The organism is Nocardia sp. SYP-A9097, from assembly GCF_009649815.1.
GTDB lineage: Bacteria > Actinomycetota > Actinomycetes > Mycobacteriales > Mycobacteriaceae > Nocardia.
In genome coordinates this window covers 319,469-333,282 of record NZ_WJIC01000001.1, presented here as the reverse complement: position 1 = coordinate 333,282, position 13,814 = coordinate 319,469, and the positions used below count along the sequence as shown (strand labels likewise).

The 13,814-nt window shown below is 71.2% G+C and carries 1 protein-coding gene; it reads left to right on the top strand.

Annotated features, from left to right (window positions below; translation table 11 throughout):
• Nucleotides 1–242: 242 nt before the first annotated feature.
• A complete protein-coding gene (locus tag GFY24_RS01490) occupies nt 243–13,814 on the top strand; it encodes a type I polyketide synthase (protein ID WP_153803115.1) in 13,572 nt (4,523 codons plus the stop codon).

Below are 13,814 nucleotides of genomic sequence, written 5' to 3'. Positions count from 1 at the left end.
CATTCAGGACAGGGCAGTGCTGTTCGCGGGGCCGGCCTCTCGGCCATGCTTTCGCGAATTATCAACTGGGGGTGGGGATCCCGGGCGATCGATAGCCGATCGCCGCATTCCGCTTGCGCTCGGTCAGGTCGAGCGCACCCTCGGCGGCGTTGTCCGCGTTCGCGTAGTGGCGTGAATTATCGCTGTAAGACCTTGTGTCGCTTGCAATGTCGCAGGACGGCGCACGACGAGGGTGAGTGCTCATGTACCGTTCGTTCGCTGACGTGCTGGCTCTGCGGAGTTCGCTGCAGCCGGATCGCATCGCCTACCGCTATCTGGAAACCGGCGACGTCGACGGCGAGATCAGCACCATCACCTACGCGGGGCTCGAGCGCCGGGCGCAGGCCATCGCGGCCTGGCTGAGTGCGGGCGGTTTCACGAATCAGCGTGCGCTGCTGCTGTATCCGCCGAGCCTGGAGTTCCTGTCCGGATTCCTCGGCTGTGCGATCGGGTCCGTGGTCGCGGTGCCCGCGCCGCTGCCGCAGCTGCATGAGCTGAGTCGCTCGCTGCGCCGGTTGCGGCAGATCATGGCCGACGCCGAGATCCAGCTCGTGCTCACCACCCGGCCGGTGGTCGACGCGCTCGCCGCGGTGGTCGCGGAGCTGCCGGAGCTGGCCACGCTGACCTGGGTGGCCACCGAGGAGATCGGCGACGAGCTGGCCGCCGGGTACAAGCCCCCCGTGCTCGGGCCGGATTCCATCGCGTTTCTGCAGTACACCTCGGGATCCACCTCGGCGCCGCGGGGCGTTGTGGTCAGTCACGGCAACCTGCTGCACAACGAGCAGGCGATTGCCGAAGCCTTCGCGCACACACCGGATCTCGTCGCGGACTGGCCCGGCGACCTGTTCGTCAGCTGGTTGCCGGTCTTCCATGACATGGGGCTGATCGGCCCGGTGCTGCAGAATCTGTATCAGGGCACGACCACGACACTCATGTCGCCGCAGCATTTTCTGCAGCGGCCCGAACGCTGGCTGACCGCCATCTCGGCCTTCGGCGCACACACCAGTGGCGCACCGAATTTCGGCTACGAACTGGCCCTGCGCCGGGTCACCCCGGACCTGCTCGAGCGTTTGGACCTGAGTCGATGGCGGGTCGCCTTCAATGGCGCCGAGCCGGTGCGCGCCGGTACGCTCCGCCGTTTCGCGGCAGGCTTCGCGGCGGCGGGGTTCCGGAACGAGGCGTTGCTACCGGTGTACGGACTGGCCGAGGGCACCTTGATCGCCTCCGGCGCCGGCGGTGTCGACCGCGCCCCGACGATCGACCGCGGGGCGGGTCCGGACGCGGCGGCGGAGTGGGTCGGTTCCGGGCGCGCGCCCGAGGGGATCACGCTGGTGATCGCCGATCCGGAGACTCGGGTCCGGTGCGCGGACGGGGAGGTCGGCGAGATCTGGACCGCGGGCGCGAGTGTGGCGCGCGGATACCTCGGTCACCCCGAGCGCACCCGTGAGGTGTTCGAGGCCAGGCTCGCCGACGGCACGGGCCCCTTTCTGCGGACGGGGGATCTCGGATTCCTCCGGGGCGGTGAACTTTTCGTCACCGGGCGGGCCAAGGACGTACTGATCATCGACGGCCGCAATCACTATCCGCAGGATCTGGAGGCGACCGTCGAGTCGGCGCATGCCACGGTGCGGGCGGGCTGCGTCGCGGCCTTCTCCGTCGACGCGGGTACCGGGGAACAACCGGTGGTCGTCGCCGAGGTGAAGTCGACCGCCGCGCCCGAGCTGGAGGCGGCCGAAATGGCGATCCGCGCGGCCGTCGGCACCGAGCACGGGCTGCCGCTGCACGCGATCGTCTTCATCGGACCGCGCACGATCTTCAAGACCAGTAGCGGCAAGATTCAACGGCAGGCGTGCCGCACCGCTTTCCTCGCCGATGAGCTTGCCGTGGTCGAACGGGTACCGGCGAAGTCGCCGGCCGATCCCGGCCCGGACGAATCACACGGGAGCACAACGAAGTCCGTGCCGGATGGTTCCGGCCGCGGGGTCGCCGAGATCGGTGCGTGGCTGATCGATGCGGTGGTGACCAGAACGGGTGTGGATGCCGCGCGTATCGATACTCGGCGCCCGCTCTCGGAATTCGGCTTGGGCTCACGGGGTCTGGTCGAAATGGTGACCGAGCTGTCGGATTTCCTGGGCCGTGCGGTCGACCCCGGTCTGATGTTCGAACATCCGACCATCGCGGCCATCTCGGCGGCTCTGGGCTCCGGGAGCACGCCCACGGTGGCGCGGGCGCGGGATACCTCCGACGAGCCGATCGCGATTGTCGCGCTGGCCTGCCGACTGCCCGGCGCGGACGATCCGGAGGCGCTCTGGGAGTTGCTCACCGCCGGCCGTGATGTGGTCGACGAGGTCCCGGCGGGGCGCTGGCCCACCGCGGGTCTGCTCGATCCCGATCCGGAGGCGGTCGGCAAGGCGTACACGCTGCGCGGCGGATTCCTCGATGGCATAGATCGTTTCGACGCCGCCTTCTTCGGAATCGGCCCGCGCGAGGCCGCCGCCATGGATCCGCAGCAGCGGCTGCTGCTGCAATTGAGCTGGGAGGTGATCGAGCGGTCCGGACGTGATCCGCGATCGCTCGAGGGCAGTGCGACCGGTGTCTTCCTGGGTCTCTATGGCAGCGGCTATCTCGCGGGTGCGGGCCTGGACCAGATGAACGGTCACGTCGGCACGGGCACGGCGCTGAGCGTGGCCTCCGGTCGCATCGCCTACACGCTGGGTTTGCACGGTCCCGCGCTCACCGTCGACACCGCCTGCTCGTCGTCGCTGACGGCCCTGCATCTGGCGGTGCGCTCGCTGCGCGCCGGGGAGTGCGATGCCGCGCTGGTGGGTGGGGCGACCCTGCTGGTGTCGCCCGGTGCGCACGTCGAATTCAGCAGGCTGAGTGTGCTTTCCCCGACCGGCCGCACCGCGGCGTTCGGGGCGGACGCGGATGGGGCGGTGTGGTCCGAGGGCGCCGGGCTGATCATGGTCAAGCGGCTCGGCGATGCGGTGCGCGACGGTGACCGGGTGCTGGCGGTGGTGCGCGGGTCGGCCATGAATCAGGACGGCCGCAGTCAGGGGCTCAGTGCGCCGAACGGTATCGCCCAGGAACGGGTGGTGCGGGCGGCGGTCGCGGCGGCGGGGCTGACGCCCGCCGATATCGACTATGTCGAGGCCCACGGCACGGGTACCCGGCTCGGCGATCCGATCGAAGCACGCGCGCTGGCAAGGGTTTTCGGCGCGGACCGGGCGAGTGAGCGGCCGGTCGGCGTCGGTTCGCTCAAGTCCAATATCGGGCATACCCAGGCCGCCGCCGGTGTCAGCGGTGTGATCAAGCTGGTGCTGGCGCTGGCGCATGAGACGCTGCCCGCGACTCTGCACGCGGAAACACCTACCGCACAACTGGATTGGGAGCGCAGCGGGCTGCGTGTGCAGCACCGCCCGGCGGCGTGGACCCGCGGTGCGCGGCCGCGGCGAGCCGGGGTGAGCGCCTTCGGTATCAGCGGCACCAATGTTCATGTGATTCTCGAGGAAGCACCGGCCGTCGCGGCGGTACCCCGTGTGCCCGTCGATGATACGGGCGTGGCCGTACTGGTCCCGGTGTCCGCGCGCAGTGCGGCGGCGCTGGCGGGGCAGGCGGAGCGGCTGCGGGTGCTGGCCGAGTCCGATCCGGAGCTGACTCCGCGACGGCTGGCGCACTCGATCGCCTTGCACCGCACGCACTTCGAGCGTCGCGCCGCGGTCATCGCCCGGGATCGGACCGAACTGCTCGACGGGCTGACCGCCTTGGCGGCGCGGCGGACGGTCGACGGGGTGGTGGCCGGAGCGGCGGATGTGCTCACCTCCGGCAAGATCGCCTTCGTCTTCCCGGGGCAGGGTGCGCAATGGGCCGGTATGGCGCGGGATCTGTTCGCGAGCTCCGAACCGTTCCGTACCGAATTCGAACGCTGTGACGCGGTACTGCGGGCGCAGACGGGCTGGTCGGTGCTGGCCCTGCTCCGCGGTGACCTGGATGTCCCGCTGACACGGCCGGAATACATTCAGCCACTGCTGTTCTCGGTGATGGTGTCGCTGGCCGCGACGTGGCGGGCGGCGGGCGTCGAGCCCGATGCCGTGGTGGGCCACAGTCAGGGCGAGATCGCCGCCGCCTATGTGGCCGGGGCGTTGAGTCTGCGCGATGCGGCGGCCGTGGTGGCGCAGCGGAGCCGGATCATGGCCGAGGTCGCCGAGCCCGGTGCGATGGCGATGATCGGCCTGCCCGCCGGGCAACTGGCGGATCGCCTTGCCGGACTTGCCGGATCGGTCTCCGTCGCCGCGATCAACTCCGCGCGCGCCACGGTGGTGAGTGGTGCCGTGGCCGCGGTCGAGGCGCTGGTCACGGCATTGGAAGCGGAGCAGGTGTTCGTGCGGCGGCTCGAGGTCGATCGTGCCAGCCACTCCGAGTTCATGACACCGGTGCGGGAGCCACTGCTGGCGGCGCTGGCCGGACTGGAGACGCGGCCGGCCACGGTGGAGTGGTACTCGACCGTGCTCGGTGAGCGGGTGGAGCGGTCGCTGCCCGCCGAGTACTGGTACGACAATGTGCGCGAACCGGTTCGATTCGCCGACACCGTCGGGCGGATGCTGGACGACGGGTACCGGTATTTCGTCGAACCGAGTGCGCATCCGTCGATGCTGGCGGCCGTCGAGGCCGTTGCCGAGGATGCCGCGCGCGAGGTGGTAGCGGTCGGATCGCTGCGCCGGGATGCGGACGGACCGCACTGCCTGGACCGCGCGCTGGCCGAATTGTATGTCGCCGGCAGGGAATTGGACTGGCAGCGGCTGGCTCCGGGCACCGGCCGGGTGGAGCTGCCGACGTACGCGTGGGATACGCGGTCCTTCTGGCTGGAGCCCGAGCGGGCAGATCCGGAGCGGTTCGGCCTGTCCGTCGTCGCGCATCCGATACTGGGTGCCGTTGTGGCACCGCAGGATACGGGCGGGGTGCTGCTGACCGGGTCGGTATCGGCGCATGCCCAGCCCTGGGTGCCGGATCACGCGGTATCGGGAACGGTGCTGCTGCCCGGCGCGGCCCTGGCGGAATTGGCGGTGCGCGCCGGTGACGAGGTCGGCGCGACCACACTGCGGGAACTGGTGCTGCACGCGCCCGCGGTATTGCCGTCGAACGCCACCCTGCGCGTCCAGGTGAGTGTCGGTGGTCCGGATGCGCTGGGCGATCGCACGGTGGCCGTCTTCTCCCGGGCGACCGGTGCGGACACCCCGTGGGTGCACCATGCCCAAGGCGTGCTGGCCACCGAAAGCGTCTCCGGCGGAACCGAACTCACCGCCTGGCCACCCGCCGGCGCGGCCGCCGTCGAGCCGGCCGAGTGCTACGCCGATCTCGCCGCGCGCGGATACGAGTACGGCCCGGCCTTCCGCGGCCTGCGGGCCGCGTGGCGGCGCGCGGATGAGGTCTTCGCCGAGGTGGCGCTGCCGGAGGGGCTGGACGTGACGGGCTTCGGCCTGCATCCCGCGCTGCTCGATGCCGCGCTGCACGCCGCGCTGCTGGCCGATCTCCCCACCCCGCCCGGCGCAGTACTGCTGCCGTTCTCGTGGTCCGGATTCACGCTGCACGCCGCCGGAGCCACCGCATTGCGGGTGCGCCTGACCCGCACCGATGGCACGACTCTGCGTGTGGCGCTTGCCGATTCGGCTGGACGACCGGTCGCCGATATCGAGGCACTGACACTGCGGGCGGTCGCCGCCGGGGCGCTGGGCGCCGGCGGAGACACGGGTCCCGAGGACCTGTACGGCCTGGAATGGATTACCGTGCCACGGCAGCCGGGGGCGCTCGCCGAGCTTCCCTGGACGGATATCGCGGACGCGGCACCGGACCCGGACGCGCAGGCGGTGCTGCTGCTCACCCGCCGAATCGCGCCGGTGAGCGCGCGCCCGGAGCACGCCGTCACACCCACCGGGACAACGGATTTCGCCGCCATGGTGCGGGCGGAGACGGTCGCCGTCCTGGCCCGGGTACAGGACTGGCTGGCCGCCGCCGCGCCGGACCGCACCCTGGTGGTGCTCACCTGCGGCGCGGTCACCGTCGATGCGTTCGATGCCGGATCCGATCTGCTGCACGCCCCGGTCTGGGGTCTGCTGCGTTCGGCGCAGACCGAGCATCCGGGCCGTCTCGTGCTGGTCGATGTGGACGACCCCGCCGGCGCCGAAGAGGCGGTGGCGCTGGCCGTGGCCGCGGCGGAACCTCAGCTGGTGGTGCGCCGGGGCGTGGCCTACGCCGCCCGCATCGGCCGGATCGGCGGCGGAATCGCCGGCGGCGCAGCGCTGTTGGGGCAGCGCACGCCCGCCCGCGCGGTGCCGTGGCGGCTGGTGAAGCTCGGCGCGGGCACGTTGCACGGGGACAATATCGTGCTGACCGAGGACCCCGAGGCGGAGACCGCACTCGCCGCCGGGCAGGTGCGCATCGCGGTGCGGGCCGCGGGCCTGAATTTCCGTGATGTGCTCATCGCGCTCGATATGTATCCGGACGCGGCGGCCCCGCTGGGTGGTGAGGGTGCGGGCGTAATCGTCGAGGTCGCACCGGATGTCACCGATCTCGCGCCGGGTGACCGGGTGCTGGGGTTGTTCGCCGGTATCGCCGGCACGGTGATCGCCGATCGGCGCATGGTGGCGCCGATTCCGGCGGGCTGGTCGTTCATGCAGGCCGCGTCGGCCCCGATCGTCTTCGCCACCGCCTATTACGCGCTGGTCGATCTCGCGGGGTTGTCCGCCGGTGAGTCGCTGCTCGTGCACGCCGCGACCGGTGGTGTCGGTATGGCGGCGGTGCAGCTGGCCCGCCATCTGGGTGCGGAGGTCTTCGTCACCGCCGCGCCGCCCAAGTGGAGTGTGCTGCGCGCCATGGGTTTCGACGGCGACCGCATCGGCACCTCGCGCACCGTGGAGTTCGGGCCGCACTTCCGCTCGGTGACCGGTGGCCGGGGCGTGGACGTGGTGTTGAATTCGCTGGCCGGCGAATTCGTGGACGCCTCGTTCGACCTGCTGGGTCCCGGCGGCCGATTCGTGGAGATGGGCCTGACCGATGTGCGCGACCGTGCGGAGGTCGCCGCCCGCTTCCCCGGCGTCGGTTATCACCCGTTCGTCCTGATGGACGCGGGTCCCGATCGGCTGCGGGAGATCCTCTCCGCGCTGCTGGAGTTGTTCGCGGCCGGTGTTCTCACCCCGCTGCCCGTCACGGCCTGGGATGTGCGCCGCGCACCCGAGGCGCTGCGCGGCCTGAGTCAGGCCCGGCACATCGGTAAGAACGTCCTCACCGTGCCCACCGCCCTCGACCCCGACGGCACGGTCCTGATCACCGGCGGTACCGGCATGATCGGTTCCCGCCTGGCCCGGCACCTGGTCACCGCATACGGTGCCCGGCACCTGCTGCTCACCGGTCGCCGCGGCCTCGACGCACCGGGTGCGGCCGAGCTGATCGCCGAACTCGGTGAGCTCGGCGCGCGGGTGCGCGTGGTGGCCTGCGATATCGCCGATCGGGACGCGGTGCGCGCGCTGATCGCGGAACTGCCCGAGCGGCATCGGCTGACCGCGGTTATCCATGCCGCCGGCGTACTCGACGACGCGCTCTTCGAGGCGCAGCACCCCGAGCGGATCGAGGCGGTGCTGCGGCCCAAGGTCGATGCCGCCTGGCATCTGCACGAACTGACCGCCGACGCCGATCTGGCCGCGTTCGTGCTGCTTTCGTCGGCGGCGGGGGTGCTGGGCGGGCCGGGACAGTCGAATTACGCGGCGGCCAATACCTTCCTGGACGCGCTCGCACAGCACCGCCGCCGGCACGGTCTGCCGGCAGTGGCCCTGGCCTACGGCTTCTGGGCGGAGTCCGGCGGGATGAGCGGACATCTGGACGATCGCGACCGCGGCCGGATGAGCCGCGGCGGCGTGGCGGCCCTGTCCACCCGCGCCGGACTCGAATTGTTCGACGCCGCACTGGATTCGGGCCACGCGCTGGTATTGCCGGTCCGCCTGGACCCGGCCGCACTGGCTCGCGGCGGCGAGGTGCCGCCGCTGCTGCGTGGTCTGGTGCGGTCCACCCGCAGGGTGATCGAGGCGCAGCCGCGGGCCGGCGCGGCCGGTATCGCGGCGGAGCTCGCCGGACGTACCGTGAGCGAACAGCGGCAGCTGCTGCTGGCACGCATTCGCACGCATGCGGCTGCGGCGCTGGGGCATTCGGGCACCGAGTCGATCGCCGCCGATCGTACTTTCAAGGAGTTGGGTTTCGACTCGCTCGGCGCGGTCGAATTCCGTAATCGCCTGCAGGCGGCGATCGGCGTCCGGCTGCCCGCGACCGCCGTGTTCGACTACCCGACCCCGGCCGAGCTGGCGGAGTTCCTGCGTTCGGAAGTCGGTGTGGCGGAACCGGATTCCGGCACGGTCACCGAACCGCCGGTGGCCGCCGCGGATACGGCCGATCCGGTGGTGATCGTCGGTGTCGGACTGCGCTATCCGGGTGGAGCGACCACACCCGACGAGCTCTGGGAGATTGTCGAGCAGCGGCGTGATGTGCTGACCGGCTTCCCGGCGGACCGCGGCTGGGATCTGGAGGCGCTCTACGATCCGGACCCGGCCACCCCCGGCACCACCTATGCCCGCGCGGGTGGATTCCTGGACGGCGTGGCCGATTTCGATGCCGAATTCTTCCGGATACCGCCCCGCGAGGCCCTCGCGATGGACCCGCAGCAGCGTCTGCTGCTCGAGGTGTCCTGGGAGGCCGTCGAACGGGCCGGAATCGATCCGAAGTCCTTGCGCGGCACCGCGACCGGCGTATACGCCGGAGTCACCTACGCCGACTACGCCGCCCGCCTGACCGGCCGCGTGCCGGACGAGGTAGAGGCCTACCTCGGCGAGAGCAGCACCTTCAGCATCGCCTCCGGACGGGTGGCCTATGCGCTCGGACTGGAGGGTCCGGCGGTCACGGTGGATACCGCCTGCTCCTCTTCACTGGTGGCCATGCACCTGGCGGCGCAGGCGCTGCGGTCCGGAGAGTGCACGCTGGCTCTGGCCGGCGGGGTGACGGTGATGTCATCGCCCGCGGTATTCACCGGTTTCGCCCGCAAGCGCGGGCTGTCGCCGGACGGCAGGTGTAAGGCGTTCGCCGATGCCGCCGACGGGACGGGCTTCGCCGAAGGAGTGGGTGTCGTTGTGCTGGAGCGGCTTTCGGATGCCGTCCGCAATGGTCATCCGGTGCTGGCGGTGCTGGCCGGTTCGGCGGTGAATCAGGACGGTGCGAGCAATGGACTGACCGCGCCCAATGGCCCGGCACAGCAGCGGGTGATTCGGGCCGCGCTCGCGTCTGCCGGAATCTCGGCCGCCGAGGTCGATCTGGTGGAGGCGCACGGTACCGGCACCACCCTCGGTGATCCGATCGAGGCGCAGGCGCTGCTGGCCACCTACGGCCGCGATCGCCCGGCGGATCGACCGCTGCGGCTGGGCTCGATCAAATCGAATATCGGGCACACGCAGGCGGCCGCGGGTGTGGCCGGCGTCGTGAAATTGGTGGAGGCCATGCGGCGCGGCGTCATGCCCGCCACCCTGCATGTGGACGCGCCGAGCCGGCAGGTGGATTGGTCGGCTGGGGCGGTGGAACTGCTGACCGAGCCGCGCGAGTGGCCGCGTACCGGCGGTCCGCGCCGGGCGGGCATCTCCGGTTTCGGGATCAGCGGCACCAATGCGCATGTGATCCTGCAGGAGGCCCCGGCCGCCATCGCGGAACCGGTTGTGCGACAGGCGATGCCGCTGGTGCCGTGGGTGTTGTCGGCGCGTTCGGCCGCCGCACTGACCGATCAGGCGCGACGGTTGCTGGATCGGCCGGTGCCCGAGTTCGATATCGCCGATGTCGGCTGGTCCCTGCTCTCCGGCCGGACGCGGTTCGACGAGCGCGCGGTGATCCTCGGTTCCGGTCTGCCGGAATCGCTCGCCGGACTGCGCGCACTGGCGGCGGGTGAGCAGGCGGCCGGTGTTATCCGCGGCCACGCTCTCGGCACCGGCGGACCGGTCTTCGTATTCCCCGGTCACGGTGCGCAATGGGCCGGTATGGCGGTCGAATTGCTGGATACCGCACCGGTATTCGCCACGGAGTTGACGGTCTGCGCGGACGCGCTGGCCGAGTTTCTGGAGTGGTCCGTCCTGGATGTGCTGCGCGGCGCGGACGGTGCGCCGCCGCTGGATCGCGTGGATGTGGTGCAGCCGGTCATGTTCGCCGTACTGGTGGCGCTGACCGAACTGTGGCGTTCGGTCGGTGTGACACCGGCCGCGGTAATCGGTCATTCGTTCGGCGAGATCGCGGCCGCGTACACGGCCGGCGCGCTGTCGCTGCGCGATGCCGCCCGGGTGGTCGCGGCGCGCGGGCGGGTGCTGGCCCCGCTCGCCGGCACCGGAGCCATGCTGTCCGTTCCGCTGTCCGAAGACGCTGTGCGCGAACAGCTTTCGGAGTACTCGGGCCGACTGGTGGTCGCGGGCGTGAACAGTGCGGTGTCGACGGTCGTCTCCGGCGACCTCGCGGCCATCGAGGAGTTGTCCGCGCGCTACGCCGCCGAGGGTGTGCGGGCGCGCCGCGTTCCGATCGAATTCGCCTCGCACTCACCGCATATCGACGCGGTGCGCGCGGAACTGCGTACTGCCTGGGCCGGTATCGCACCGCGCACCGGGACGATTCCATTCCTGTCCACGGTGTACGGGGACGTACTCGACACCGCGGACCTGGACGGCGGCTACTGGTACCGCAATGTCCGCGAACCGGTGCGCTACGCAGATGCGGTGCGCCGTGCGCACGAACTCGGCCATCGGATATTCCTGGAGATCAGCCCGCACCCGGCCCTGGTGCCGGTGACCGCGGCGACCCTCGACGAAATCGGCGCGGGGCCGGACGTTTTCGCGGGCGGCACGCTCCGCCGCGGCGCGGGTGGCCGGGCGCGCTTCCTGGAATCGGCTGCCGAGGCATACGTCGCCGGGACCGAGGTGCGCTGGGCCGCACTCTTCGACGGTAGCGGTGCGCGCCGGGTCGACCTGCCCACCTATGCCTTCCAGCGCGAGCGGTACTGGCTGGACCCTGCCGCCGCGACGGGTGATGTGGCCCGGCTGGGTCAGCGCGAAGCGCGCCACCCGCTGCTCGGTGCCGTTGTGCCACAACCGGATTCGGACGGTGTCACACTGACCGGCCGATTGTCGCTGCGGGCGCAGCCGTGGCTGGCCGGGCACGCCGTCGCCGGTTCGGTGCTGCTGCCCGGGACCGGCTTCGTGGAGCTCGCCCTGCGCGCGGGTGACGAGGCCGGTGCACCGGTGCTGCGCGAATTGCTGCTGCGGGAGCCGCTGGTGCTCGCGGAGCGGGCGGGCCGGCAGGTACAGGCGGTGGTCGGCGCGGCCGAGGCCGACGGCGATCGAACGGTCGCGATCTATTCGCGGGCGGACGACGACGCCGCGGCGCCCTGGATTCAGCATGCGCAGGGCCTGCTTTCGGCCTCGGCGCCGGTACTCACGCCCGATTCCGGGGTCTGGCCGCCCGCGGGCGCGGAGCGGCTCGAGACCGGTGATGTCTACGAGCGACTGGCCGCCCGCGGCTACGAGTACGGTGCGGAGTTCCGCGGTCTGCGGTCGGCTTGGCGGCGGGGCGAGGAGTTCTTCGCCGAGGTCGCGCTGCCGAGCTCCGCGCATCGCGAAGCCGAACTCTTCGGCCTGCATCCCGCGCTGCTCGATGCCGCCCTGCATGTCATGGCTTTCGAACAGCAGGCCGATCGGCTCCTCCTGCCGATGGCGTGGACCGGTGTCACATTGACCGGTGCCGGAGCTCGTGCGCTGCGCGTGCGGATCACCCGTACCGGCCCCGACACCGTGCGCCTGTTCGCCACCGATCCGGGCGGGTGGCCGGTGCTCGCGGTGGAATCGGTACTGACCCGCGAGGTGACGCCGGAGCAGCTGGCGTCCGCCGATGCGTACCGAGACCTGTTCCAGCTGAGCTGGATACCGATGGCGCTGCCGGAATCCGCGCCCCGCCCGGCCTCGTCGGAGTGGCGCCTACTCGCCGATACGGTGCCCGAACTCGTTGTCTACGACGGACTTCCGGGCAATTCGGTGGCGGCCGTGCATACCGCGACCGGGGAATTGCTGGAGGTGCTGCGGCGATTCGTCACCGAATCGCGTTTCGCCCGTTCGCGTTTGCTCATCGTCACCAATGGTGCGATGGCCCGCGACGGCGAGGATGTGCGGGATATGGCCGGGGCGGCCATGTGGGGTCTGGCCCGCTCGGCACAGTCCGAACACCCGGATCGCATCGTGCTGGTGGACACCGACGACACCGTCGATCTCGCCGCCGTCCTGGCCGCCGGCGAACCGCAATTGGTGGTGCGCGGCGGGGTGGCGTACGCGGCACGGTTGCGGCGGATGCCACGCGAGACCGCTCCCGCGGCGGGCGGCACCGGTACGCCCGGCCCGCTCGCCGACTCCGACGGCCCGGTTTTGGTCACCGGCGCATCGGGTGCGCTCGGCACCCTGGTCGCGCGTCATCTGGTGACCGCGCACGGGGTGCGACGGCTGTTGCTGGTGAGCCGGCGCGGGCCGGACGCCCCGGGCATGGCGGCACTGCGGGCCGAGCTGACCGGATACGGCGCGGACGTGACGGTCGCGGCCTGCGATGTCGCGGACCGGGAGCAACTGCGCGCACTGCTGTCCGGGGTACGGCTCTCCGGCGTGGTGCACACGGCCGGTGTGGTCGACGACGGCACCATCGGCTCGCTGACACCCGACCGGCTGGCCGCCGTGCTGCGCCCGAAAGCCGATGCGGCACTGCACCTGCACGAACTGACCGCCGATATGGAGCTGTCGTTCTTCGTGCTGTACTCCTCGGTCGCCGGCATCCTCGGCGCGCCCGGCCAGGCCAATTACGCGGCCGCCAATGGGCTGCTCGATGCGCTGGCCGCACATCGCCGCGCCCGGCATCTGCCCGCGCACTCGCTGGCCTGGGGCATGTGGGATACCGGGCTCGCCGATGCGGTGGGTGCGGCCGACCGGGCCCGGCTGCGGCGCTCCGGGCTGCGGCCGATTCCGGCGGAGGCGGGAATGGCGTTGTTCGACACCGCGATCGGACTCGACTCGCCGGTGCCGATTCCGGTGCGCCTGGATCTGGACGCGCTGCGGTCGCTGCCGGAGCTGCCGCCGCTGTTCGACGGTCTGGTGCGGCCCCAGCCGCGCCGCGCCGCGGTGCGGGCCGAGGATGCCGCCGCGGCTTCGGGATTCACCGCGGGCCTGGCCGGGCTGCCGGAGCTCGAGGCGGTCCAGGTCACCCTGGAGCTGGTGCGCGGACACGCCGCCGCCGCGCTGGGCCACGCCACCGCGTCGGCGATCAAGCCGGAGCGGTCGTTCCAGAGTTACGGCTTCGACTCGCTGATGGCGGTGGAGTTCCGCAATGCGCTGCGGGCCGCCACCGGTCTGCCGCTACCGATCACCGCGGTATTCGACTATCCGAATCCGCTCGAACTGGCCCGCCATCTGGTGGGCGAGCTGCGGCCCGAACCGGCTGCCCCGGTCGCCGAGGACGAGCGGATTCGCGAAGTGCTGCGGACGATTCCACTCGACCGGTTGCGCCGGTCCGGCCTGCTCGACGCCCTGCTGGCCTTCACCGAGGACGGCGGTGAGCTCGCCCTGGACGATGCCCCCGGCGAGGTGGGCGCCGAGTTCGAGGACCTCGATGTCGACGCGCTCGTGGAAATGGCGCTCGGCGGCGAATCCGCCTCTTTCCCAGACGAATTCGACCTGTAG